Genomic DNA, 24,602 nt, shown 5'->3' with positions numbered 1-24,602 from the left:
GCTTGGGTTGGGCGATGACTGGAATGCCGATTTTCGTTTCGCTGCCAAGTGTTGGAGACGCGGGGGCGGGGCTGTGACCAAGCCGCGCTCGCGTCGCGGCGGCGGCCGCCCGACCATTGCCGATGTGGCGCGCAAAGCCGGCGTCGGCGCCATCACCGTGTCGCGCGCGCTGCGCGAACCGGGGCGGGTCTCGGAAGATCTTCGCCGGCAAATCCAGGCCGCGGTCGACGAACTCGGCTATGTGCCGGACCCCAATGCGCGGGCGCTAGCCTCGGCGCGCGCCGAAGTGTTCGGCGTGCTTGTGCCTTCGCTGACCAACAACGTCTTCGCCGAAGTGGTGCGCGGCATCTATGACAGCCTGTCGGACAGCCCGTTCCGTATCCAGATGGGCAACACCCATTATTCTGGACTGGAGGAAGAGCGGCTCTTACAGGTGTTCGGCTCGCAGCGGCCGGCGGCGCTGATCGTCGCCGGCATCGACCAGACGCCGGTGTCGCGAAAACTCCTGGAGAATGCCGGTTGCCCGGTGGTGCAGGTCATGGAGACCGGTCCCGATCCCGTCGACATGCTGGTCGGTTTTTCCCATCTCGACGGCGGCAGGACGGCGACCGAACATCTGCTCGAGGCCGGTTACCGCAAGATCGGCTTCATCGGCGCGCGCATGGACCCGCGCTCGCAGCGGCGTCTTGCCGGCTATCGCGCGGCGATGGAAAAGGCCGGGCTGTTCGACCCGCGGCTGGTCACCACGACGCCCTTGCTGTCCAGCGTGACGCTCGGACGCGAATTGCTTCGCGATGCGCTGGCCAAGATGCCCTCGCTTGATGGCGTCTTCTGCAACAATGACGACATTGCGCTCGGCGTGCTCTTCGAATGCCACCGCGCCGCGATCGATGTGCCGAAGACGATCGGCATCGTCGGCTTCAACGATCTCGACATGATGCAGGCGGCCTTTCCGTCCATCACCAGCATCCGTACCCACCGTTATGAGACCGGCAGGCGCGCCGTCGCCATGGCATTGGCGGCGATTGCCGGAAACCGGCCCGAGCAGCGGACCGTCGACCTTGGTTTCGAGCTGATACGCCGGGAAAGCACCGCCCGCTGAGAACACGGAAAAATGACGAAGCAGGTGGCTTTACAGCCCTTCATGGTAGCGCTACCATTTGTCTGTTTAATCGGCGGCCGGCGAGAGTCATGCGCTGTTTATTATACATAAGCAACAGCTCACGCTTGTTTATTATGGATAATATGATAGCGTTCTGGGCTGTCCCGGAAGGCGAGGGAAGAGGAGAAGGCAGGGCGATGTGGGTCGCCCGGCGAGCGCTTCGGTTTGGCTTGAGGGTGCCGGCCGACAGCGTCAGGACTTCATGATTCAGCAGAACTGCAACTGGGAGGAATACCAATGATCAAGTCACTCGTTGGTGGCGTCGTCGCCGCCACGGCATTCGTCATGCTCAACTCAGCCGCCATGGCTGCCGGGCCTGAGATCGTGTCCGGGCCGGCCGCGCAGCCGGATTGCTTCGCGCCATGGTCGGCCGACACCAAATTCTTCAAATTCCCGAAGAAGGAAGGCCCGTTCCGCATCGCCTTCTCCAACGGCTATATCGCCAACACCTGGCGCATCCAGATGGTGCAGACGGCGAAGGCCTATGCGGCGCAGCCGGACGTGAAGGCCAAGATCAAGGAATTCAAGGTCGTGTCGACCGGCGAGGATGTGCCGGCGCAGATATCGGCGATCAACAACTTCATCGATTCTGGCTATGACGCCATCGTCACCGACGCGCAGAACCCGACCGCCTTCGGTCCGGTCATCAAGCGCGCCAAGGAAGCCGGCATCGTGCTGGTCGCCTTCGACAACATCCTCGACACCAAGGACGCCATCAACGTCAATGTCGACCAGAAGGGCCTTGGCGAATTGTGGGCCAAGTGGCTGGTCGAGAAAGTGCCCAATGGCGGTAAGATCCTGGAAGTGCGCGGCGTCGCCGGCACCTCCGTCGATACCGACCGCCACAACGGCATCCATGAGGTCTTCGACGCTTCCGGCAAGAAGTGGGACGTCACCGAAGTCGCCGGCAAATGGGATGACGGCGTGGCCCAGAAGGTGACCGCCGACGCCATCGCCACCAATGGTCCGTTCGACGGCATCACCGGCCAGGGCGGCGACACCGGCATCGTGCAGGCGATGATCGATGCCAAGCATCCCTTCGTGCCGTTCGGCGGCGAGACGGAGAACGGCTTCCGCAAGTTCTGCGCGGCGCATTCGGCCGACGGGCTGAAGTGCACTTCCGCGGGCTCCGGCCCGGCGCAGGTTGCGGTTGCCATCAAGACCGCGATCGCGGCACTCGAGGGCGAGGTCGTGCCGCAGGAAGTGAAGCTGCCTCTGGCGATCGCCTCGGATCCGGACATGAAGGAAGGCACGGATTACTTCCCGAAGGAATCCGACAATTTCTTCGTCGGCAACTCCTTCCCGACCTGCGGCATCAACTTCAGCGCCCAGGAAATCATGGGTCAGACCAAGGCTGACCAGTAAGCTTCCCATCGCAGGTTTGGCGCCGCGGGTCACCCGCGGCGCCATCGTCGTGCAGACCTTGGAGGATCGATGGACGGTGCGGCTCCGCTCTTCCGCATGGAAGGCATATCCAAGCGCTATGGCGGCGTAAGGGCCCTGGAAAAGGCCGACCTCACGGTCACCGCCGGCAGCATCCACGCCATTTTGGGCGAGAACGGCGCCGGCAAGTCGACGCTGATCAAGATCATGGCCGGCGTCGTGGCGCCGGACGAGGGCGCCATGACGCTGGACGGAAGCGAAGTGAGCTTCGCATCGCCGGCCGCGGCCAACCAGGCCGGCATCGTCTGCATCTTCCAGGAGCTGTCGCTCATCCCCGAGCTCAGCGTTGCCGACAACATCGTCATTTCCGATCCGCCGAAACGCTTCGGCATGATCGACCGCAAGGCGCAGCGGCGCATCGCCGAGGAAGCGCTTGCCCGCGCCGGCGCTTCCGATATCCATCCGCGCGCCCTGGTGAAAGACCTGCCGCTGTCGCGCCGGCAGATGGTGGAGATCGCCAAGGCGCTGGCCAGGAAGCCGCGCATCCTGATCCTCGACGAAGCGACTTCGGCGCTCACGGCTGCCGATGTCGCCAGGGTCTTCGAGGTGCTGAAACGGCTGCGTTCGGAAGGGCTTGCGCTGCTTTACATCTCGCATCGCATGAACGAGATCGCGGAACTCGCCGACCATTGCACGGTGTTCCGCAACGGCCGCAATGTCGCGAGCTACAAGGCTGGAACCAAAAGCGACAATGAGGTGGTCGAGCTGATGATCGGCCGCGAATACAGGCACATTTTTCCACCGAAGTCCGCCTCCGCTCAAGCCGCTACGCCGGTGCTCGAGGCGCGCAACCTGTCCTGGGCCGACCGGCTGGACAACATCTCGCTCGGTGTCCGGGCCGGCGAAGTCGTCGGCCTCGGCGGCCTCGACGGCCAGGGCCAGCGCGAATTGCTGCTTGCCTTTTTCGGCGTGCTGCGCGGCCTGCGTGGCGAGGTGCTGATCGACGGCAAGCCAGTCTCCATCGCCAGTCCTCGCGCCGCCAGCGACAGCGGCGTTGGCATGGCGCTGATCCCCGAGGATCGAAAGACCGAGGGGCTGATGCTGCCGATGACGGTGCGCGAGAACCTGTCCTTCGCAGCACTCGACCGGCTGTCGAAAGGCGGCATCATCGACCGCGCCGCCGAGCAGCGGCTGATCGACGACATGGTCGGGCTGCTGGCGATCAAGACCGCTGGCCTCGACATCCCCGTCGGGGCGCTGTCCGGCGGCAATCAGCAGAAAGTCGTGATCGCCAAATGGCTGATGCGGCAGCCGCGCATCATCCTGCTCAACGATCCGACGCGCGGCATCGATGTCGGCACCAAGCAGGAGATCTATCAGCTGATGCGCAAGCTGGCCGATCAAGGCGCCGCGATCCTGTTCTATTCGACCGACTATGACGAACTGATCGGCTGCTGCGACCGCGTGCTGGTGCTCTATGACGGCAGCGTCAAGCGGGAGCTCGTCGGCGCCGAGATCACCGAGCACGCGCTGATCGCCAGTGCGCTCAACATCCACGGCGAGGGCGCCGGTCAGAGCCAAGGAGCGGGCGCATGAAGGATTGGCGCTACCTGATGGCCGAGCAGCGCGGAACGCTGCTCGCGCTCGGCATCTTCATCGTCATGTTCATCATCTACACCACCAACCATCCGGCCGGCTTCACCGCCAATGTGGTGCAGACGGCAGCCAACAAGGGCGTGCTTTTGGCCTTCGTCGCGATGGCGCAGACGCTGGTGGTGATCACCGCCGGCATCGACCTGTCGGTCGGCATGATCCTGCTTTTGACCAACTGCCTCGCCTCATGGCTGGTGGTCGGCACGCCATTCGAGACCACGCTAGGCGTCATCGCGGTTCTGCTCGCCGGGCTCGTCTGTGGCGCGATCAACGGCGCTATCGTCATCTATGGTCGCCTGCAGCCGATCGTCGCCACCATCGCCACGGGAGCTGTTTACTATGGCATCGGCCTGTTGCTGCGGCCTTTCCCGGGCGGCTCCGTCAACGAGGACCTGGCCGATGCGCTGACGGGAAAACTCTTCGACGTGATCCCGACCTCACTGGTCGCGCTGCTCGTCGTGGTGCTGGTCGTCTGGGTGCCGTTCAGCCGCTCGGTTTTCGGCCGCGCGGCCTATGCGGCGGGGTCATCTGAGACGGCTGCCTACATGTCCGGCGTGCCGATCCGGCGCGGCAAGTTCTTCGCCTATATGCTGGCCGGGCTGCTGGCATCGATCGGCGGACTGTTCCTGACCTTCTTCACCTATACGGGCGAAGCAGCCTATGCCAGCGGCAATGCCTACACGCTGTTTTCGATCGCAGCCGTGGTGCTCGGCGGCGTCTCGCTGTTCGGCGGCAAGGGCAGCGCGATCGGCGCGATCTTCGGCGCGCTCGCCTTCCGCACCATCGGCGACCTGTTGTTCGTCTTCGACTTCGATCCACTCTGGCAGCCACTGTTCCAGGGCGTCATCCTGTTGATCGCGGTCAGTCTGGGCGCCTTCGCGCTGTTTAGAGTACGCAACCGGCTGGAGTGGTTCCTGTGAGCGAGACGACGTTGGGCGGTATCGCCGGCCGGATGCCGAAATTCCTGCGCCGCGCGGATCCGGCGGTGGCGACGGCCTTTGCCTGCATCGTCATCCTGCTTCTGCTCGGCAGCCTTTATTCGCGCAGCTTCCTGTCGCCGGAATATCTCTTACAGCAGCTTAAGGTGGCCTCGTTCCTCGGCGTCATCGCCACCGGCATGATGCTGGTCATCCTGCTCGGCCAGATCGATCTGTCCGTGCCGTGGTCGGTCGCGACCGGCGCCATGATGGCCTGCGCGGCTGCCGCCTACGGGCATGCGGGCGTGGTCCTTGCCATCCCGTTCGGCATCCTGTGCGGCGTGGCGATCGGCATCGTCAACGGCTTCGGCGTCGCCTATCTGCGCATCCCTTCGATGATCATCACGCTTGCCACCAACGCCGTCGCGCAAGGGCTGATGGTGGTCTACACGGGCGGGTTCTCGCCGCAGGATTCGGCGACGGCGGCGATGCGCTATCTCGCCACCGGCTCGACCATTCCGGGCGTGCCCAATGGCGTCATCATCTGGGCGCTGATCGGCGCCGCGATGGTCTTCGTGCTGACCCGCACCAGTTTCGGGCGCGCCGTCTACGGCATCGGCAACCGCGAACGCGCGGCCTATCTTTCCGGCATCGACACCCGCCGCATCGTGATGATCGCGTTTGCCGTCTCGGGCGGGCTGTCGGCCTTCGGCGGCGTGCTTCTGGCCGGCTATGCGTCGAAGGCGGCGCAGTCGATGGGCGATGCCTATCTGTTGCCCTCGATTGCCGCGGTGGTGCTGGGCGGCACGTCGATCCTCGGCGGGCGCGGCTCTTATCTCGGCACCGTGGCGGGCGTCATCCTGATCACGCTGTTGCAGTCCATTCTCTCGGTCATGCAGATGCCGGAGGCCGGGCGGCAGATCATCTACGGCGTCGTCATCGTCGCCATGCTCCTGCTCTACGGCCGCGCGCCGGCGAGCCGCTGACCGTGGATGACGAGGCGGCAGGAGCCCGGCCGCCGCAGGCTGGCACAGACGACATCCGGTCGGCGCCAGCCGTCGTCGTCATGGGCGTGGCCGGTTCCGGCAAGACGGTCGTCGGCGAGGCGCTCTCCAAGGCACTTGACGCAGCCTACATCGAAGGCGACAGGCTGCATCCGCCGGAAAACGTGGCGCGCATGGCGCGTGGCGAGCCGCTGACGGACGAACTGCGGGCCGGCTGGCTCGACGCCATCGGCGAAAGCATTGCCGGCACCGTTGCGGCAGGCCAGAAAGCGGTCGCGGCCTGCTCGGCCTTGAAGCGCAGCTATCGCGACCGGCTGCGTCGCTTCTGTCCGGATGTCGTCTTCGTCTATCTGAGGATCGATCGCACGATCGCCTGGCGGCGTGTTGCCAGCCGCAAGGGCCATTTCATGCCGGCAAGCCTGGTCGACAGCCAGTTCGCCACACTGGAAGAGCCAGCGGCTGACGAGCGGGCGATGACGATCGACGGAACGCGCCCAGTCGCGGAGATCCTTAGAGCGTTGCTAGACTAAAGCAAGTTCTCGCTGCCTTAGGCGATTTCATTTTCGATCGCGGCTTCCGTCGGGCGCTCGGTCAGCCGGGCAGCACCGGACCAGACCATCATCTGCGCCGGGAAGAGCCTGAGCGTTTCGAGCATGCGATCGCGTTTCGAAAGGATATAGGCCGCCTGAAGGGCGAGGTTCTTTGCCGTTTTGTCGCCGCTAGCCGGTTCCGGCGCCTTTGGACCCGCGCCGAGCTCGAGCAGGACCGCCCGGTATTCGCGGAACGGGACTGTTTCCAGTGTCGCCATATGGAACAGCGCGGCGCCGGCGCGCGCGGCGAAATTCGCCGGTGCCGAGGCGAGGTGGGTCCAGCCGCGCTCGCCCATGGCGGCTTCGGCGAAGGTGGAGCCGGCGTAGACGGTGTTGGTCATCAGCACCACGCCGTTATCTTTCAGAACCTTCTGGATGCGGATGGTGACCTGATAGGCGTCGGAGCGCTCGAAGACGATCCGGCTCTTCAGAAAACTGTTCTCGACCTTGATCAGCGGCGGGTTGATCATCTTGTGGCCGAACTTGCTTTGCGAAAAGCCATGGAACTCGGCACTGACCTGATGGGCGTCGATGCCGGCCTGTCGAAGCGCCTGCTTGCCCATGATGGTCTGCGCCGTGAACTGATCGCACCAGACGATGGCGCCGCGGCCGCGACGCAAGGCCTCCTCAAGCGCTTCGAGACCTTCCAGCCGGATGGACGGCGACCAGCGACGGCTGTGAACGAGATGCGCGGCAAGCGTCAGGCGGCGGCGGTGAATGGCGGCGAGTTGTTCCGTAAAAAGGCCGCGGGTGTCGACGGCATCGCCGAGCACGGCTTTGACGGCGGCATCGTAGCGGCCATAGTCCTTGCGGAAATGGCGCTTGCGCTTCAGCCCCGATACCCAGCCGCATACGGGCTCCCACGAGGAGACAGGCAGCACGGTGGCGGCGCCGAGATAGAAAGCGGCCAGCAGGACCTCGCGCAGATCGCGGTTGGCGAAGCTCCGCAATTTACCGGGTCGGACAAGCCTGCGGCTGAAGAAGCGAACGGTTTCACCGCGTTCCGGCACCGGCACGTCGGCAATGATCTCGGTGCGAAAGATGTCGGCGGACGTCGGCTTGCGTTTGGCCCTGCGGGAATTGCCAAGCCAAGGCAGCCTCATTCGTCAGAACCCCCGTTCCATTCTTTAAATGGAGCATGATCTTGTCCGAAAACCGGCTTCCACTTTTTCGGGATCATGCTCTGCCGCTTTACTGCGTCGTCAGCAGACAAGCAACCGAAGGCGGATGGATCTCTGTCAGAGCGCTTAGATCTGCGAGGTCAGTTCGGCCGGGAAATCGTCGTTATCGGCATCGCGCATGGCGGCGAGGCTGCGATTGTCGAGCACCTCGGCGATCGCCTGGCGCACTTCCAGCATCATGTGGCGGACCTGGCAGGTCGCTTCGTCGCAATCCTCGCAGCGCTGATACTGCGTGCGGCTGGCGCAAGGGATCGGCGCCAGCGGTCCGTCGAGCACGCGCACGACATGGCCGATCTTGATCTCAGCGGCGGGCCTGGCCAGGCGGTAGCCGCCTTCCTTGCCCTTGCGGCTCTGAACGAAGCCGGCATTGCGCAATTCGCCGAGAATTGCATCCAGGAATTTCTTCGGGATGTTGTTGGCGACCGCAATGTCGTTGACGAATGCAAGCTGGCCAGCCGGCAGGCTGGAAAGATGCACGAGGGCCTTGAGGCCGTATTTGCCTTTTTTGGTCAGCATGCCCGAGTCAGTTCGTAAACCCCAATGCGCCTGCATCTGGCGGTTGTTTGTGTGCAAATCATGACAGTTTGGCCGCCGAATGCCGTCTGGCCCAACAATTTGCCGGGCAGCTTAGGCACAAACGCGTTGATTCTTCGTAACGTTTTTCACATTGGCGGCTGGGCTTTCCCCAACAAAGCCGTCTCGCCCGGTAAGAAAGAAAGCCGGCAAAGCCGGCTTTCTTGCGCTTCCTGATTGTGGGCGATCTTCAACGGCTGCCATAGGCCTGGTCGAGCAACCCGCCGGCTGCGAAATGCTCCTTTTGCACCTTGTCCCATCCGCCAAAAACCTCTTCGACCGTCAGCAGGCGGACATCAGGGAAATCGGCCTTGTACTTCGCGGCCACCGCCGCATCGCGAGCCCGCAGGCCGTTGTTGGCGGCGATATCCTGGCCCTCCGGCGTATAGAGGAAATCGAGATAGGACTTCGCCAGATCCCGGCTGCCGTGCTGATCGACGACCTTGTCGACGATGGCCACCGGGAACTCGGCCAGCAGGCTGACCGAAGGCGTGACCTGCTCGAACTTGTCGTCGCCGTATTCCTTGCGGATGCCGCGCGTCTCGGATTCGAAGGTGATCAGCACGTCGCCGATCTCGCGCTGCACGAAGGTGGTGGTGGCAGCGCGGCCGCCAGTGTCGAAGATCGGCACGTTGTTGAACAGCTTGGTGATGAACTCCTTCACCTTGGCGTCGTCGCCCTTGAAGGCCTCCTTGGCGTAGGCGGTGGCGGCCAGATAGGTGTAGCGCGCATTGCCCGAGGTTTTCGGGTTGGGGAAGATCACCTGCACGTCGTCGCGCACTAGGTCGTTCCAGTCCTTGATGTGCTTCGGGTTGCCCGCGCGGACAAGAAACGAAGGTAACGAATAGAAGGGCGAGGCGTTGTCCGGAAAATCCTTCTGCCAGTCGGCGGAGACAAGGCCCTTCTTGACCAGGAAGTCGACGTCGGTGACCTGGTTGAAAGTGACGACGTCGGCGGCAAGACCCTCTGCAATCGCGCGCGCCTGCGCCGAGGTGCCGGCATGCGACTGGTCGATGGTGACGCCGGGGTGCTTGGCGACGAACGCCTTGTTGACGGCGACGAACAGCTCGCGGCCGACGTCGTAGGAGGCATTCAAGAGCTTATCGGCCGACCAGGCTTGGGAGGACGCGAGGACGAGGCCGGCAAAGGCTGCGATGCCGAGCAATAGACGCTTCATGAAACGCTCCAGAGAAAATCAGACCATGGACTATAGCTCCAACCATAGCCGGATAGGGTGAGCGTCACGAGACACGCCGGCCGATGTGATGCCTGACGGCTGGAAAATCTCTCGCCGAAACAGCTGTTTGGTAGGATTTTCTTTCAAACGGATTCACCGCCTCCCTGGGCGGGAAGCGTGGGCCGTCGAAGCCGGAAGGGTCAGCCTGCCGGAAAAAGCTTCCAGCGCCGCGGCCTGAAGGCGACGCGGCTCTTCTGTGCGGCGGGATGGTCGACCGGCAATTCGATCTCGACGCGCTGGCGCTCGCCGCCGACCTCGAGTTCGACGCGCCTCGTGCCGGCGACGCGGCGGCTGGCGGCGACCGTGCCGGCGATGCAGCCGCTGCAACCGTCGAGCAGGTCGACATCGTGCGGGCGGAAACAGAGAACCGCTTCGCCGGGCGGCGCATGCGGCGCCGAGAGGCCGATCGGCCGGTCGGCGATCCAGACCTCGCCATTGTCGACCTTGACCGGCAGCGAGCTCGACTCGCCGATGAAGGAATAGACGAAGGGCGAGTTCGGCGTGTCGTAGATCTCGTCGGCCGAGCCGACCTGCTCGATGCGGCCCTGGCTCATCACCACGACGCGGTCGGCGAGTTCCAGCGCTTCTTCCTGGTCGTGGGTGACGAAGACGGTGGTGTGGCCGGTGCGGTCGTGAATGTCGCGCAGCCAGCGGCGCAGCTCGCGGCGCACCTGCGCATCGAGCGCGCCGAACGGCTCGTCGAGCAGGAGCACCTTGGGCTCGATCGCCATGGCGCGGGCAAGCGCGACGCGCTGGCGCTGGCCGCCGGAGAGCTGCGCCGGATAGCGCTTTTCCAGTCCCGACAGCTGGACGAGATCGAGCAGCTCCGAGGCGCGGCGGCGGATTTCGTGCGCCGGCGGCCGCGCCGCGCCGTGGCGGACTTTGAGGCCGAAGCCGATATTGTCGGCCACCGTCATATGGCGGAAGAGCGCGTAATGCTGGAAAACGAAGCCGACATTGCGCTCCTGGATCGACTTTTGCGAGGCGTCCTCCTCGCCGAAGAAGATGGCTCCCTTGGTAGGCCGCTCCAGGCCGGCGATCAGGCGCAACAGCGTCGTCTTGCCCGAGCCGGACGGGCCGAGCAAGGCGATGAGTTCACCGGACTTGATGTCGAGCGACACGTCGTGGAGCGCCGGAAACCGCTCAAACTCCTTGCGCACGTTGACAACGCGAACTTCCATATAAATCCCTCAGTCAGTTGATGCATGTCGTTGTCCCAAAACCGCCAGGCACTTTTGGGCGACATGCATCTAGTGTCCGCGCGTCGCGGCGATCTCGGCGCCGTAGCGCATCTCGAGCAGTGTTTTCAAGACCAGCGTCACCAGCGCGAGGCCGGCAAGCAACGAAGCCACGGCGAAGGCGCCGACGGCATTGTATTCGTTGTAGAGTATCTCGACATGCAGCGGCATGGTGTTGGTGAGGCCGCGAATGTGGCCGGACACCACCGACACGGCGCCGAACTCGCCCATGGCGCGCGCATTGCACAGCAGCACGCCGTAGAGCAGCCCCCATTTGATGTTGGGCAGCGTCACATACCAGAAAGCCTGCCAGCCATTGGCGCCGAGCGAGAGCGCCGCCTCCTCATCGCCATTGCCCTGTTCCTGCATCAGCGGGATCAGCTCGCGGGCAACGAAGGGGAAGGTGACGAAGACGGTGGCGAGCACGATGCCGGGCACCGCGAACAGGATCTGGATGCCATGCGCCTTCAGCCATTCGCCGAGCAGGCCCTGTGCGCCGAAGAGCAGCACATAAACCAGGCCGGAGATGACCGGCGAGACCGAGAAGGGCAGGTCGATCAGCGTGGTCAGGAACGCCTTGCCCTTGAATTCGAACTTGGCGATCGCCCAGGCGGCCGAAAGGCCGAAAATCAGGTTGAGCGGCACCGCGATCGCCGCCACCAACAGGGTCAGTCGGATGGCGGAGCGCGTGTCGGCATCGCCGAGCGAAGCGAAATAGGCGCCCACGCCTTTGGCGAAAGCCTCCTTGAAGACGATGATCAGCGGCAGCAGCAAGAAGATGACGAGAAAAGCCAGCGTCAGGAGCGTCAGCGTGATCCGGACCGGTCGGCTTTCCGTTACTGCGGCCGAACGGCTCTCATGCTGCGGCTCATAGGATATGATCTCGGGGTCAGCCATAGCGCTTGCGGCTCCATGTCTGCACAAGGTTGATGACCAGCAGCATGATGAAGGACAGGCCCAGCATGATCGCCGCGATCGCGGTGGCGGCCGGGTAGTTGTATTCCTCGAGGCGGATGACGATCAAAAGCGGCGCGATCTCGGATTTGTAGGGCAGGTTGCCGGCGATGAAGATGACCGAGCCGTATTCGCCGACGCCGCGCGCGAAGGCGAGCGAGAAGCCGGTGATGATGGCCGGCGCCAGGCCGGGCAGGAGCACGCGGGTGATGATCTGGAAGCGGCTGGCGCCGAGCGTGGCTGCCGCTTCCTCGACCTCCTTGTCGATCTCCTCCATGATCGGCTGGACAGTGCGCACGACGAAGGGCAGGCCGATGAAGACCAGCGCCACCACGATGCCGAGTGGCGTGTAGGCGACCTTGATGCCGAGCGGCATCAAAAGTTGGCCCAGCCAGCCCTTGGGGGCATAAAGCGTGGTGAGCGCGATGCCGGCGACGGCGGTCGGCAGCGCGAAGGGCAAATCGACCATGGCGTCGACGACGCGGCGGCCGGGAAAGCGGTAGCGGACCAGAACCCACGCGACGAGCGAGCCGAAGACGACATTGACGGCGGCCGCGATGAAGGCCGTGCCGAAGCTGATCTTGAGAGCCGTGAGCGTGCGCCGGTCGGTGGCCAAAGCCCAGAAATCGGTCCAGCCGAGCGCTGCCGAGCGCCAGATCAACCCGGACAGCGGGATGAGGATGATGAGCGTGAGGTAGGCAAGCGAGAAGCCGAGCGTCAATCCGAAACCCGGAATGACACTCGGCTGCCTGAATCGCCACCCCGCCTGGGCGGGTGCTGTGGTCATGCTGTTCTGGATCGTCCCTTCTTACTCAACCAGATTGCCGTCTCTGATACGCTGCCTGTGCGGCTTGGCGCATCAATTGGCGGGCTTGTAGATCTGGTCGAATATACCACCGTCGCCGAAATGGTAAGGCTGCGCTTTCTTCCAGCCGCCGAATTGCGGATCGTCGATGCTGACGAGCTTGATCGCCGGCAGCTTGGCGAGATCCTCTGGCGGAACCAGGTCGGGCTTGGCCGGACGGTAGTGGTTCTTGGCGATGATGGTCTGGCCTTCCTTGGAATAGAGCCAGGAGAGATAGGCTTCGGCGACCTTGCGCGTGCCCTTGGCGTCGACATTTGCGTCGACGACGGCGACCGGCGGCTCGGCGAGGATCGAGGTCGGCGGATAGACGATGTCGAAATTGTCGGCACCGAATTCGTCGAGCGCCAGATAGGCGTCGTTTTCCCAGCCGATCAGCACGTCGCCCAGGCCCTTCTGCGCGAAGGTGACGGTCGAGCCGCGCGCGCCGCTGTCGAGCACGGGCGCGTTGGCGTAGAGCTTGGCGACGAACTCCTTGGTCTTGGCTTCGTCATTGCCGTCCTGCGCGTTCGCGTAGGCCCAGGCGGCCAGGTAGTTCCAGCGGGCGCCGCCGGAGGTCTTCGGGTTCGGCGTGATCACCTGTACGCCGTCCTTCACCAGATCGCCCCAGTCCTTGATGCCCTTGGGGTTTCCCTTGCGCACCAGGAAGACGATGGTCGAGGTGTAAGGCGCTGAATTGTTTTCGAATTTCGTGCGCCAGTCCGGATTGATCTTCTTCGACTTCGACACGATTGCGTTGATGTCGCCTTCGAGCGCCAGCGTCACCACATCGGCGTCGAGGCCGTCGATCACGGCGCGTGCCTGTGCGCCGGAACCGCCATGCGATTGCTGGATGGTGACGGTCTCGCCTGTCTCGGCCTTCCAGTGCGCGACGAAGGCCTCGTCATAGGCCTTGTAGAGTTCCCGTGTCGGGTCGTAGGACACGTTCAGAATGGTGGTGTCGGCAAAGGCGAAACCCAAGGTGCCGAACTGGACAGATGTGGCGACCAGCGCGCCGAGCAGTTTCTTGAAATGAGGTATGGTCATTCCCGCCTCCGTTGAACTGCTGCGAACTCTAGCGAGTTTATAGAATTTAGATGCATTGATTGTTGCCTTTTTCACCTCCTTGCAGCAATTTTTCGCCGACCTTTGGCCAATCGAGGAAATAACTTCCTCAAGCGGCGGTCACATGGCTCGCCGTAAGCCGGGCTAACTAGATGCGACCAGGGGAAGGGCAAGCCCCGCGCCTCACTTGGCGGTGACTGGAAAATCGAAGCGCTGTTTTGGAAAAGGCTCTTTCGCCAGCGTGAAATGCCACCATTCGCGAGAATAGTTGCGAAAGCCGGCTGCCTGCATCGCGGCAAGCAGCAGCTTGCGGTTCGATGCGGCTTCGGCGCCGATCAAGGCGCTGGCGGTCTGGCTCTTCGGGTCGAAACAGTCGAAACCGGTGCCGAAATCGAGCGTGTCGCCATCCGACGCGCCGCAGGCCGGTCGCGGCTGGCTGCTCTCTTCCAACGTCGCGATGGCAAGGTCGACGGTCGAGCCGCGCGAATGGCTGGACAGTTCGCCGACATAGCCCTCGGCGATGAGGTCGCCGCGCTTGACGCTCGGATACCATTGCGGATCGGGCGGGCCGCCTTCTCGCGTCCATTTGCCCATGTCGGCGACGGCGCATGCCGGCCGATAGCAGTCGAAGACGACTAGCGTCAGCCCTTTCTCGGTGATCGCGTCCTGAACGCGGGCCAGAGCCTTTGCCGCTTGCGCGGTCAGGATGCAGACCGGAGCGTCATAGCCGTCGGCCTTGCGGTGCAGGAAGTTTTCCAGGCCGGCATAGCGGATGTCCTGGCGGATGCTCGAGTCGACATCGGCCAGCCTGACGAAGCCTGCGGGGAGGGGAGCGGCATGGGTTGGGAGCGGGCTTGCGATCGCTAGCGCTGCGACGAATGCTCCAAACAAAGGTCGGTGCCTCGCGCCGAGCATCAGGCGCAGAAACGCAATCCGCTGAATCGCTTGCCGCATCTTACTCAACGAAAACCTTCACGCTGGCCGCGCGGCCCACAGCGTCGATCACCGTCAGCGTCGAATAGCCGGTGCCGTCCGGCTGCCAGGTGGCGGTGCGGCGGCGGTCGATGCCGGCGAGCGGCTTGCCATTGGCCAGCCAGCGGAACGGCGCGCGGCCGCCTTGCAGCTTCAGCACCAGCGGCGTGGCGTCGGCCGAGTTGGTGCCGAGATCGACGCGGGCGCCATTCGGCGGGAAGATGATGGTCGGCGCGGGCTCGACGGCGGTCGCCTGCACCAGTCCGTCGGAGCCGGCGCCGAAGCGGGCGAGCGTCACCGGCAGTTCCTCGCGCTTGGGGTTGAAGACGCCCGGCGGCCGGCTGGGCAGCGGCACGCTGACGAGGCCGGAGCGGACGAAGCCTTCGAACAGGATGGGCGCCGCAGAGACATAGCCGGACAGCCCGGGCACGGGGCTCGCGTCCGCCCGGCCGACCCAGACGCCCAGCACGTAGCGGCCGTCGAAGCCCACCGACCAGGCGTCGCGATAGCCGTAGGAGGTGCCGGTCTTGTAGGCGATGCCGCGCTGCATGGCGCCTTCCGGCGGCTTTACGCCGGAGAGGATGTCGTTGATCTGCCACGCCGCCTGGTCGTCGAGGATGGTGGCGGTGGTGCGCTGGGCATCGGCCGGCTCGGTGCCGTCATGCAGCGAGTGCATCTTCCCGCCATTGGCGAGCCCGGTATAGAGCTGTACGAGGTCGCGCAGCGTGACGCCGACGCCGCCAAGCCCGATCGCCAGGCCCGGCGCCTCGTTGACCGGCAGAATCGGGTTGACGCCGGCTTGGCGGAAGCGCGCCGTCAGCCGCGCAGGACCGACCGCGTCGAGCACCCGGATCGCCGGCACGTTGAGCGACAGCTGCAGCGCCTGGCGGATCGAGACGTCGCCCTGATAGCCCATGTCGAAATTTTTCGGACGGTAGCCGCCGAAATCGGCTGGGCTGTCCTCGATGATCATCTCCTGCGCCACCAGCCCCTGCTCGAAGGCCAGCCCATAGATGAACGGCTTCAGCGTCGAGCCCGGCGAGCGCACGACCTTGGTCATGTCGATCCAGCCGGAGCGGCTGGCGTCGAAGAAATCGGCCGAGCCGACTTCGCCAAGAATGTCGCCGGTGCGCGCATCGGCCATCACCATGGCGATGGAGAGTTTCGGACCGAGCTTGCGGGCGGCGTCTCGCGCGACCTGCTCCAGCCCTTGCTGCACGCTTTTGCGGATGGTGAGCTGCAGCGGCTTGCCGGGCACCGCCCTTGGCAGCATGGCATAGGAGGCGTGCGCGGCCAGCGCCGGCAGCTTCCGGCGCAGGCCGGAGACGTCGTCAAGTGCGGCGCGCTGCGCCTCGCGCTCGCCGAGCAGACCGGCCGAGACCATACGGGTCAGCACGCGGTCGCGCGCGGCGTGCGCTATGTCGAGGTTGCGGTCGGGCCGGCGCTTTTCCGGCAATTGCGGCAGAGCGACGAGGAGCGCGGCTTCCGAGACGGTCAGCCGTTTCGGCTCCTTGCCGAAGTAAGCGAGCGAGGCGGCGCGCACGCCTTCGAGATTGCCGCCATAGGGGGCGAGCGTCAGGTAGCGTTCGAGGATCTCCTGCTTGGAGAGTCGCCGCTCGATCTGGATGGCGCGCAGCATCTGCTTGATCTTGGAGCCGAAGCTGCGGCTGTCGCGCGGCTCGATCAGCCGGGCAAGCTGCATCGACAAGGTCGAGCCGCCGGAGACGATGTGGCCGCTAGTGACGAGCTGGCCGGCGGCGCGGCAGAGCGCCAGAAGGTCGACGCCGCGGTGGTCCCAGAAGCGCTTGTCTTCATAGGTGACCAGCATGTCGACGAACTGCCTGTCGACCTGGTCGAGCCGCGTCTCGAGCCGCCAGTAGCCGTCCGGCGTGGCGAAGGCGCGCAACAACTGGCCGTCGCGGTCCTGGACTTCGGTCGAGACGGTCAGCGTCGCCGGCAGCGGCGGCGGGAAGGCGCGATCGAGCTCCCAGAGCGCGGCGATGGACGCGACTACGAAACCGGCGAGGCAGGCGCCGGCGATCGCGGTTCGTCTGAGAATTTTTCTGGAGAGCATTGCGCTGCCCCTCATCCGCCTGCCGGCACCTTCTCCCCGTATAGAGACGGGGAGAAGGAGATCCCGGTGGCTATTCCGACTTTATCTCCATGATGCCGGTGGCGGTGCGGGCCGAGTATTGCGGCCGGTACATGTCCTCCACCGTCGCCGCTGGATGGGCGTAGGTGCCGGGCGTCACGGCGCGCACGACATAGGCCAGCGTGAGGTTGCGGTCGCCGTCGCCTTCATTCGGATTGAAGGCGGCGACGAAACGGTCGTCGCGGAACTCCAGATGCGCGGCGTCGGTCTGCGCCAGCCAGGAGAAGTTCGACAATTGCGCGCTGGACACCAGGCCCGGATTGTCTATCTCGAAGCCGGCCGGCAACAGGTCGGTGATCAGCAGGCGCGAGGGCCACTTGTTCTGCTCATAGACCTTGAGCACGACCACATAGCGCTCGTTCTGCTTGGCCTCGGTGACGTTGGCTTCGGTGCCGTCGAGCTTGTAGTAGGTGCGATCGATGGTGAAGCCGTCGCCGCCGGCCGGCAGCGGCTCGACCGGAGCGGCGACCGTCGTCACCACGGCCTGCAGCGGCGTCGTGCCGGTGTTGGCGATGGTGAGGGGGCTGTCGATCAGGTCGCTGCCGGCGACCTGGTCGGAATAGCCGCCCGAATGCGGCGCGCCGTTGACGGAAAGCGTGATGGAATCATTGCCTTCCTTCAGCGCCCGCGCGGCAAGCAGCATCCAGGATTCGTCCTGGGTGGTGGTCCAGCGGGCATCGGCGCGCTCGCGGCCGACCAGCTTGATCAGCTGCGGCATGATGCTCGGCACCGGCTTCGATTCCGCTGCCAGCGCCAGCATCGCCGCGCCGTCACGCAGCGGCGAGCCGTAGTCCGAGCGGTAGTAGTCGTAGTCGGTGTCGGCTTGCGCCAGCCTGAGCGCCGTCTGGAAGGTGGCTTCCGAGCGCTGCGTGTCGCCATATAGCGCGAGGCTCGCCGCCAGCTGGGCGACGGCCATCGGGCTGGTGAAGGCTTCGAGCTGCGTGTCGGCGTAGTAGCGCAGATCGCCGATCGAGGCCTTCTTGTTGCGGGCCAGCACATAGAGCGCATAGGCGATCTCGCTGCCGCGATCCTGGACGCTCTGGTCGTAGCCGAGCGAGTTCTGCAGGTTGTTCAGCGCCTGGTTCATCGCAAGCGCCGGAACATCATACTTTTCCTCGCGCGCCCGGGTCAGGAACTCGGTGACATAAGCGTCGAGCCACAGGTCGCCGGAGCCCGGCCCCCACAGGCCGAAGCTGCCGCTCGAAGCCTGGTAGGACAGCACCTTGTAGATCGCGTCCTGGATGCGCTGGTGCAGATCCGGATCGTTCTCCATGCCGATGCTCTTGGCCATGTCGTTGACATAGAGCAGCGGCATGGCGCGGCTGGTGGTCTGCTCGGCGCAGCCATAGGGGTAGCGGTCGAGCGACATCAGCAGCGATGGCACGTCGAGCGCGGACGACTGCGAAACGCCGACGCTGACCGAAGCGCCGTCGAGCACGCTTGCGGCCAGCAGTTCCTTGTCGACGCGCAGCGAGCCGCCATGCGGCTTCAGGTCGACAACCATGCGGTTGGTGACCGGAAGCTGCGCCGGCCGCACCGGCAGATAGAGGGTCTGCTCGACCTGCGTACCGTCGGCATGCGCGAGCTTGACGGTGACGGAGGCGTCGCCGGCGGTCTTGGCGACCAGCCGGAAGGTCAGCGACTGGCGCTTGCCCTGGGCGAGCGTCAGCTTCTCGGGTAGGGGCTTGTCGCCGGTCGAAAGATCGCCGGTCGTGGTGACCGAGAGCGCGTAGTCGCCGGCCGGGCCGTCAGTGTCGGCGATGTCGAGGCGCATGGTCGCCGCATCGCCCGGCGCCAGGAAGCGCGGCAGGCCGGCGGTGATTACCACCGGATCGCGCACGATGACGTCGGTCTGGGCGTGGCCGACCGCATCCTTGGTCCAGGCAACGGCCATGACGCGCACGGTGCCGTTGAATTGCGGGATGTCGAAGTCGATGCGGGCCTTGCCGTTGGCGTCGAGCTCGACCGGGCCGGAGAAGAAGGCGACCAGCTTTTCAGTCGGCGGGCTGCCTTGCGCCTGCATGTTGGCGCCGTCGCCGCCGGTCCGTATTTTACCCATGGCGCCGAGCGAGCCGTCGATCAGGCGGCCGTAGAGGTCGCGGATCTCCAGCCCCAGCATGCGCTGGCCGAAGAACCAGTCCTCCGGATCGGGCGCCTTGTAGTTGGTGAGGTTGAGGATGCCGACATCGACGGCAGCCACCATGACGTAGGCGTTGGTGCCAGGCGCGGCGCCATTCACTGCGACCGGGATCGACAGTTGCTGGCGCGGCACGGTCTTTTCCGGCGGCGTCAGGCTCACGCCAAGCTTCTTCGAGCCCGGGTCGACCGTCAGCCATTTGACGCCGATGGCGCGGGCCGGCATGCGCGATTCCTGCGCGTCGCCCGGCCGGAACAAGGTCGCCGTGACATAGGCGCCGGCGCCCCAGTCGTCGCCGACCGGGATGTCGACGGTGGCGCCGCCTGCCGGCACCGTGGCGGTCACGGTCTTCAACAGCTTCTCGGCGCCGATGGTGACAAGCAACTCGCCGGCAAAATGCGGCGAGACCTTCAGCTTGGCGACCTCGCCGGCGGCATAGGTGTCCTTGTCGAGAGCGATCTCCAGCCCGTCGGGCGTCTCGGTGGTGGTGGAGGCGACATACCAGCCGGCGTCGAACTCATAGCTGGTCGCCGGACCTTCCGGATCGGCGGTCTCGACCTCGAGCCGGTAGCGGCCCCAGTCGACGGGCAGCGAGACCGTCGCCTCGCCATCGGCCTTCAGGTCTAACTGGCCATTGGCCACGGCCTTGGTGAGGTTCACCGCCTCGTAGTTCCAGGAATTGTTCGAGCGGTACCATTGATAATTGCGCTCGACCTTGACCAGCGACCACTGGGCGCCCTTCAAATCCTCGCGCTTGCCGTTCGGGTCGACGGCGATGATGCTGAACTTGGCGGTGCCGCCCTGCGGCACCTCGTCATCCGCGAAATCCGGGCGGATGCCAATCATGTCCTTCAGCGGGTGCACGGCGAGATCGAGCGAGCGCTCGACGGCGCGGCCGCCGGCTTCGCGCATGCGCACAGTTACCTTGGCGTTGACCAGCTTGGTGGTCGACGGCAGTTGGTCGATCGTGACCGGGAAGGTCGCCTTGCCGTCGTCGCCGACGACCGGAAGGTTGGTGAAGGGCGTCACGGTCGGCTCGGCCGACTGCTCGTCGGCGAGGCCGAAGGTGAAGTCCTTGAAGCTGTCCCAGGTGCTTGTCGTCGACAGCGTCAACTCGCCTTCGAGCGCCAGGCCCGCGGCCGGCGCGCCGTAGAGGAAGCGACCATCGACGGTGGCGTTGGCGGTCTCGCCCTGGGCGATCTCCTTCTTGTCGGCGGTCAGGTCGAACTCGATGCGATCCGGCACGAAGTCCTCGACCAGGAACATCTGGCTGGCGACGGGCGACTGCTTGGGATCGGTGTAGATCGACACCGTCCAAGTGCCGCGCATGGCGTTGGCCTCGAGCGGCAGGTCGACGGCGTGGCCGCCGGCGGATTCGCCATTGCTGACGATGCGGCGGTTCTCGACGCCGTCGGGACGAGTGAAGATGAAGGTCAGCGGCAGGTTCTCGACCGCCTTGGCGGCGCCGTCGCGGGCAAGGGCCGCGACATGCACGTCCTCGCCGGCGCGGTAGATGCCGCGCTCGGTCCAGGCATAGACGTCGAGCGCGCCGGGCGAGGCGCGTCCCTCGACGCCGCGGTCAGACAGGTCGAAGCCGGCCTTGCCCATGTCGAGGAAGACGAAGTCGCTGTCGCCCTGCTTGGCCATCAGCACGGCCGGCACCATGCCGTTCTCGCCGCGGGTGAGGCCGGCATTGAAGACGGCGCGGCCTTCGGCGTCGGTGGTGGCGGTGCCGAGAATCTCATTGTTCTTGGCCAGCAGCGTCAGCTCGGCGCCAGAAATCGGCTTGGCCGAACCCAGCGAACGGGCAAAGACGTTGAGGCCGTCCTGGCCGGTATAGGTCGAAAGGCCGATGTCGGAGACGACGAACCACTGCGTGGCGCGCGTGCCGTAATCATCGCCCTTGTCGTCGACCGGCTGCGCGGTCAGCACATAGACGCCGGGCTTGCGCTGCGGGATCGCCTGATCGACCGGGAAGGAGGTCGTGACTTCCTTGTTGAGATCGTTGGCGATGTCGAGCGTGCCGAACCAGACCGGCTCGCCCATCTGGTCCGAAATGGTGGAAATGTCGTAGCCGTCGAGCTGATGCAGGAACTGATAGCCGGACAGAAGCTGCGCCAGCGAACGATCGCCGATGCGGTAGAGCGACATCTTGGCGGCGTTCATGTTGACGGTGACGACGGGGATGCCGCGGCGCGCGCCAGCCGGCAGGACAAAGGAGTCGCCGGTGAAGCGGGCCGACGGGGCGCGATCCTGGACATAGATCGACAGCGCCACCGGGGCTTCGATGGTCTCGCCGATAGCGGCCGGCAGGCCGGCGCGGAAGGTCACGTCATAATGCTGGCCGTGCTCCAGGCCCTCGACGCAGATCTGCTTGTCCTTGGCCTCGACAGCCTTGGGTGCGGCGTTGTCGACCGTCACGAACTGCGAATAGTCGACGCCGGTCTTGACCAGTTCCTCGGAAAACTGGGCGCAGATGCGCGGCGTGGAGGAATCGGCGTCGACGGTGTGCTCGACGATCCGGAAACCTTTGCGCGCCTTGAGGTCGGCATAGTCGGCCTGGACCGCCGGCGAGTTGACCAGCGCCAGGCTCGCCTCATAGGCTTGAAGCGACGGCCGGAATTGGTCGCGCTTGTCGAGGCCCTGGGCGACCAGCGCCAGCGCCTCGGCGCGGGTCTTTGCGGTGCGCGCGAGCTTGTAGGCGTTGAAGGCGGCGGAGGTGCCGTTCGTCGGCAAAGTCGCGGGCTCGGTGGTGTTCGAAGCCGGCTCTACGGCGAAGGTCTCGCGCGCCAGCCCCAGCCACAGCGCGCCATCGTCGGGCAGCACCGAGAGCGCGGCCTGGTATTTCTGCATGGCCAGGCGATGGTCGCCGGTGAGCGCCGCCTGCTCGGCGGCGGCTTGCAGGGCGGCAAGCCCTTCGGTTGGCTTGTCATAGGCCGGGTCGGTCAGCTTGTTGCGGAACTGCTGCGCCTGGTCGGCCATCCAGTTGGGGAAGAAGGCGAGCGCCGGCGGCGCGCCGATATCGGGATCGCCATCGACGTTTGCAACCTTGCCGGCGACGGCGCCGGTAAAGGGTTTGAGCTGATTATAGTCGGATTTGAGAAAACACCACTTGGCCTTGGTGTTGTAGGTGAAGGCGCGGCAGGCTGGATCGCCCAGGCATGTGGTCTTGCATTGGTCGAGGGTGACGTTCTGATCCGACCGGAGGTCGAAACCGAAATAGTCGGAATTGTCGATCGTCACGATTCGCCGGGCTTCGGCCGCGAACGCCGCCCCGCCCAGGGCGAAAAAGATGAGGAGAATGAAAGAGAGACCACGAGCCGCGCGCATTGCCATACCACCCTCCAGACATCGCCAGCGTCCGGGTATGATCAAGCTTTGGCAAGGCTTGTCAACGCCGGAACAACGCAGGTTAATTACCCGCGAACGGTTTCCATGCCGGCCAAGGGCCGGTATTTCGACAGAACCTCTGTGAGACGGATCACACTTTCTTGCGGAATCGCAAAAGGTGTGAATTCCAAGCCCGGTCTATTTCAGACAATTGGATTGTGGCCCCTTTACGAACGTTGCGGAACTTCATTCCAATTTTAGTTTTGTCGACTAGGTTGTCTTAATGCCGGCGCATGAAACGCAGATGTCAGGAGGGTTCGCGCCAGGGCGCGGGCTTCCGCGCGCCCTGCTTTTCGCGCTGTTTTGCGCCATCTTGCTGGCCGCCGAAGTGCGTTCGGCAGCCGCTTTCGAGATTTTCGGCATCAAGCTCTGGGGCTCGTCCGACAACGAGGACGCCGACATCGTCGACCCGTTGCGCTATTCGGTGACCATCGACGCGCCCGATGCCGACAAGGACTTGGTGAAGAAACTCGAAAATGCCTCCGCGCTGAAAAACGACGAGAAGCATCCGGTTTCGGGTTCGCTCGGCCTGATGGCCAAGGCGCGCGGCGACCGAGAACAACTGGTTGCGGCGCTTTACGCGGACGCACGTTACGAGGGCGTGGTCACGATCGCCATCCAGGGCAAGTCGATCGACGAATTGCCGCCCGATGCCGAATTCAAGGGACCGCAGCCTATCCCGGTGGTGGTTACCATCGCGCCCGGCCCGAAATTCACGCTCGGCAACATCCGCCTCAAGGGCGATGCGGCGGGGCTGGCGAGCGCCGATTTCGGCCTGATCGCCGGCGGCGATGCAGGCTCGGGCGCGGTGCTCAAGGCCGAAGCCCTGATCGTGCGGGCACTGAAGGACGAGGGCAGGCCACTTGCCAAGGTGACCGACCGCGAGATCGTCGCCGAGCATGACACCTCGACGCTCGACGTCACGCTGACGGTGGCGGCCGGCCCGGTAGCCGGCTATGGCGACACGACGGTCGAAGGCACCGAGAAGGTCGACCGCAACTTCACCGAATACATGACCGGGCTGCAGCGCGGCAAGCAGTACTCGCCGCAGGAGATCGACGACGCGCGCGACCGGCTGCTTGGGCTCGAAGTGTTCAACAGCGTCACGATCAAGGAGGGCGATAAGCTCGACGCCAATGGCAACATACCGATCGACGTTCAGGTCAGCGAGCGCAAGCCGCGCTATTTCGGCATCGGCGGCACTGTCTCGAACACGGAAGGGCTGGGGCTGGAAGGCTATTGGGGTCACCGCAACCTGTTCGGCCAGGCCGAGAAGCTGCGCATAGACGGCTCGATCAGCGGCATCGGCTCCAACAGCATCTCGGCGCTGAACTACAATGCCGGCGTCATGTTCGAGAAGCCCGGAGTGCTCGGTCCGACCTCGAAATTCTTCACCGGCATCAAGACGGTGTTCGAACATCCTGACGCCTATGACCATTTCTCGGTCAAGGGCGACATCGGCGTCTCCTACGACCTCGACAAGCGGCAAAGGGTGTCGGCCGAGTTTGACCTCGACTATTCGAAGATCCACGACGCTTTCGGCAAGCATACCTATCTGATCGCCAGCGTGCCGCTGCAATATGTCTATGACAGCCGCGACAACAAGCTGAACCCGACCCGGGGTTTCCGCTTCCTCGCCTATGCCGAGCCGAGCTACGACATATTGAACGGCGCCACCTTCCTGAAGCTGAAGGGCGAGAGCTACACCTACCAGTCGCTCGACACGGCGAGCCGCTTCGTGCTCGCCGAGCGCGTCGCGCTCGGCTCGATCGTCGGTACCGGGCTGCAGAGCGTGCCGGCCGACCGGCGCTTCTACTCCGGCGGCGGCGGCTCGGTGCGCGGCTATTCCTACCAGGGCATCGGCCCGAAGGACATCAACGGCCAGCCGATCGGCGGGCTGTCCTTCTTCGAGACCTCGGTCGAGATGCGCATCGGCGTCACCGACACGATCGGCATCGTGCCCTTTGTCGATGCAGGCACCGTTTCGACCAAATCCTTCCCCAATTTCTCGGATGTGAAGGTCGGCGCAGGTGTCGGCCTGCGCTACATCACGCCGTTCGGGCCGCTGCGCATCGATGCGGCGGTGCCGCTCAACCGCGATCCCAGCGATCCGCATTTCGGCATTTATGCCGGCATCGGTCAGGCGTTCTGAC

Annotated in this window: 17 protein-coding genes; 7 read left to right on the top strand and 10 right to left on the bottom strand. The window is 64.7% G+C overall.

From position 1 onward, the window contains the following. The first annotated feature begins 73 nt into the window (after nt 1-73). The 6 genes from FJ988_RS25075 (at nt 74) to FJ988_RS25050 (ending at nt 6,649) form a co-directional block, all read left to right on the top strand. The gene (locus FJ988_RS25075) at nt 74-1,102 is read left to right on the top strand and encodes a LacI family DNA-binding transcriptional regulator (protein ID WP_140821037.1); all 1,029 of its coding nucleotides are present in this window, start codon (nt 74-76) and stop codon (nt 1,100-1,102) included. A gap of 297 nt (nt 1,103-1,399) precedes the next feature. Continuing rightward, nucleotides 1,400-2,527, top strand: coding sequence for a sugar ABC transporter substrate-binding protein (locus FJ988_RS25070; protein WP_140821036.1), 1,128 nt, complete (start codon nt 1,400-1,402; stop codon nt 2,525-2,527). A 69-nt stretch (nt 2,528-2,596) separates the two neighbouring features. Further along, nucleotides 2,597-4,141 carry a sugar ABC transporter ATP-binding protein gene (locus FJ988_RS25065; protein ID WP_140821035.1) on the top strand — a complete coding sequence of 515 codons (1,545 nt, stop codon included), beginning with the start codon at nt 2,597-2,599 and terminating at the stop codon, nt 4,139-4,141. Beyond that, entirely contained in the window at nt 4,138-5,118 is a 981-nt protein-coding gene (locus tag FJ988_RS25060) for an ABC transporter permease (protein ID WP_140821034.1), read from the top strand. The genes FJ988_RS25065 and FJ988_RS25060 overlap by 4 nt, the downstream gene beginning before the upstream one ends. After that, entirely contained in the window at nt 5,115-6,101 is a 987-nt protein-coding gene (locus FJ988_RS25055) for an ABC transporter permease (RefSeq protein ID WP_140821033.1), read from the top strand. The genes FJ988_RS25060 and FJ988_RS25055 overlap by 4 nt, the downstream gene beginning before the upstream one ends. A gap of 2 nt (nt 6,102-6,103) precedes the next feature. Further along, nucleotides 6,104-6,649 (top strand): gluconokinase, encoded by a 546-nt coding sequence (locus tag FJ988_RS25050; RefSeq protein WP_407067743.1) that lies wholly within the window; start codon nt 6,104-6,106, stop codon nt 6,647-6,649. A gap of 17 nt (nt 6,650-6,666) precedes the next feature. Here the strand turns inward: FJ988_RS25050 and FJ988_RS25045 are convergent, their stop codons facing one another. The 10 genes from FJ988_RS25045 to FJ988_RS25000 all read right to left on the bottom strand — a co-directional run bounded on the left by FJ988_RS25045 (nt 6,667) and on the right by FJ988_RS25000 (nt 22,395). Continuing rightward, the gene (locus FJ988_RS25045; protein ID WP_140821032.1) at nt 6,667-7,812 is read right to left on the bottom strand and encodes a hypothetical protein; all 1,146 of its coding nucleotides are present in this window, start codon (nt 7,810-7,812) and stop codon (nt 6,667-6,669) included. Between the two features lie 144 nt (nt 7,813-7,956). Further along, on the bottom strand, nt 7,957-8,406 hold the full coding sequence (locus tag FJ988_RS25040) for an Rrf2 family transcriptional regulator (protein WP_140821031.1): 450 nt from the start codon (nt 8,404-8,406) through the stop codon (nt 7,957-7,959). Between the two features lie 247 nt (nt 8,407-8,653). Beyond that, on the bottom strand, nt 8,654-9,640 hold the full coding sequence (locus FJ988_RS25035) for a sulfate ABC transporter substrate-binding protein (RefSeq protein WP_140821030.1): 987 nt from the start codon (nt 9,638-9,640) through the stop codon (nt 8,654-8,656). Between the two features lie 200 nt (nt 9,641-9,840). Continuing rightward, nucleotides 9,841-10,881 carry a sulfate/molybdate ABC transporter ATP-binding protein gene (locus FJ988_RS25030; protein ID WP_140821029.1) on the bottom strand — a complete coding sequence of 347 codons (1,041 nt, stop codon included), beginning with the start codon at nt 10,879-10,881 and terminating at the stop codon, nt 9,841-9,843. 69 nt (nt 10,882-10,950) lie between these two features. Further along, nucleotides 10,951-11,835, bottom strand: coding sequence for a sulfate ABC transporter permease subunit CysW (gene cysW / locus FJ988_RS25025; RefSeq protein ID WP_140821028.1), 885 nt, complete (start codon nt 11,833-11,835; stop codon nt 10,951-10,953). Then, nucleotides 11,828-12,679 carry a sulfate ABC transporter permease subunit CysT gene (cysT, locus tag FJ988_RS25020; protein WP_140821027.1) on the bottom strand — a complete coding sequence of 284 codons (852 nt, stop codon included), beginning with the start codon at nt 12,677-12,679 and terminating at the stop codon, nt 11,828-11,830. The genes cysW and cysT overlap by 8 nt, the downstream gene beginning before the upstream one ends. A gap of 72 nt (nt 12,680-12,751) precedes the next feature. After that, nucleotides 12,752-13,780: a sulfate ABC transporter substrate-binding protein gene (locus FJ988_RS25015; protein WP_140821026.1), complete on the bottom strand. Its 1,029-nt coding sequence runs from the start codon at nt 13,778-13,780 to the stop codon at nt 12,752-12,754. A gap of 201 nt (nt 13,781-13,981) precedes the next feature. After that, nucleotides 13,982-14,689, bottom strand: coding sequence for a M15 family metallopeptidase (locus FJ988_RS25010; protein WP_348644339.1), 708 nt, complete (start codon nt 14,687-14,689; stop codon nt 13,982-13,984). A gap of 64 nt (nt 14,690-14,753) precedes the next feature. After that, the gene (gene pbpC / locus FJ988_RS25005; RefSeq protein WP_246688655.1) at nt 14,754-16,844 is read right to left on the bottom strand and encodes a penicillin-binding protein 1C; all 2,091 of its coding nucleotides are present in this window, start codon (nt 16,842-16,844) and stop codon (nt 14,754-14,756) included. A gap of 70 nt (nt 16,845-16,914) precedes the next feature. Beyond that, nucleotides 16,915-22,395 (bottom strand): alpha-2-macroglobulin family protein, encoded by a 5,481-nt coding sequence (locus FJ988_RS25000; RefSeq protein ID WP_140821023.1) that lies wholly within the window; start codon nt 22,393-22,395, stop codon nt 16,915-16,917. Between the two features lie 277 nt (nt 22,396-22,672). On the opposite strand from FJ988_RS25000, the gene FJ988_RS24995 reads away from it, so the two are divergent. Continuing rightward, on the top strand, nt 22,673-24,601 hold the full coding sequence (locus FJ988_RS24995) for an autotransporter assembly complex family protein (protein WP_140821022.1): 1,929 nt from the start codon (nt 22,673-22,675) through the stop codon (nt 24,599-24,601). Nucleotide 24,602: the final 1 nt, after the last annotated feature.

The sequence above is a fragment of the Mesorhizobium sp. CU3 genome, from assembly GCF_006442965.1.
Classification (GTDB): Bacteria; Pseudomonadota; Alphaproteobacteria; order Rhizobiales; family Rhizobiaceae; genus Mesorhizobium.
The sequence above is the reverse complement of the archived record's forward strand: the minus strand, read 5'-3'. Positions and strand labels throughout refer to the sequence as shown.

Excerpts from the sequence above, each read along its gene's own strand:
- FJ988_RS25070 (WP_140821036.1), top strand. The coding sequence starts at position 1,400 with ATGATCAAGTCACTCGTTGGTGGCGTCGTCGCCGCCACGGCATTCGTC.
- FJ988_RS25065 (WP_140821035.1), top strand. The coding sequence starts at position 2,597 with ATGGACGGTGCGGCTCCGCTCTTCCGCATGGAAGGCATATCCAAGCGC.
- FJ988_RS25060 (WP_140821034.1), top strand. The coding sequence starts at position 4,138 with ATGAAGGATTGGCGCTACCTGATGGCCGAGCAGCGCGGAACGCTGCTC.
- FJ988_RS25045 (WP_140821032.1), bottom strand. The coding sequence starts at position 7,812 with ATGAGGCTGCCTTGGCTTGGCAATTCCCGCAGGGCCAAACGCAAGCCG.
- FJ988_RS25040 (WP_140821031.1), bottom strand. The coding sequence starts at position 8,406 with ATGCTGACCAAAAAAGGCAAATACGGCCTCAAGGCCCTCGTGCATCTT.
- FJ988_RS25035 (WP_140821030.1), bottom strand. The coding sequence starts at position 9,640 with ATGAAGCGTCTATTGCTCGGCATCGCAGCCTTTGCCGGCCTCGTCCTC.
- FJ988_RS25030 (WP_140821029.1), bottom strand. The coding sequence starts at position 10,881 with ATGGAAGTTCGCGTTGTCAACGTGCGCAAGGAGTTTGAGCGGTTTCCG.
- cysW (WP_140821028.1), bottom strand. The coding sequence starts at position 11,835 with ATGGCTGACCCCGAGATCATATCCTATGAGCCGCAGCATGAGAGCCGT.
- cysT (WP_140821027.1), bottom strand. The coding sequence starts at position 12,679 with ATGACCACAGCACCCGCCCAGGCGGGGTGGCGATTCAGGCAGCCGAGT.
- FJ988_RS25015 (WP_140821026.1), bottom strand. The coding sequence starts at position 13,780 with ATGACCATACCTCATTTCAAGAAACTGCTCGGCGCGCTGGTCGCCACA.
- pbpC (WP_246688655.1), bottom strand. The coding sequence starts at position 16,844 with ATGCTCTCCAGAAAAATTCTCAGACGAACCGCGATCGCCGGCGCCTGC.
- FJ988_RS25000 (WP_140821023.1), bottom strand. The coding sequence starts at position 22,395 with ATGGCAATGCGCGCGGCTCGTGGTCTCTCTTTCATTCTCCTCATCTTT.
- FJ988_RS24995 (WP_140821022.1), top strand. The coding sequence starts at position 22,673 with ATGCCGGCGCATGAAACGCAGATGTCAGGAGGGTTCGCGCCAGGGCGC.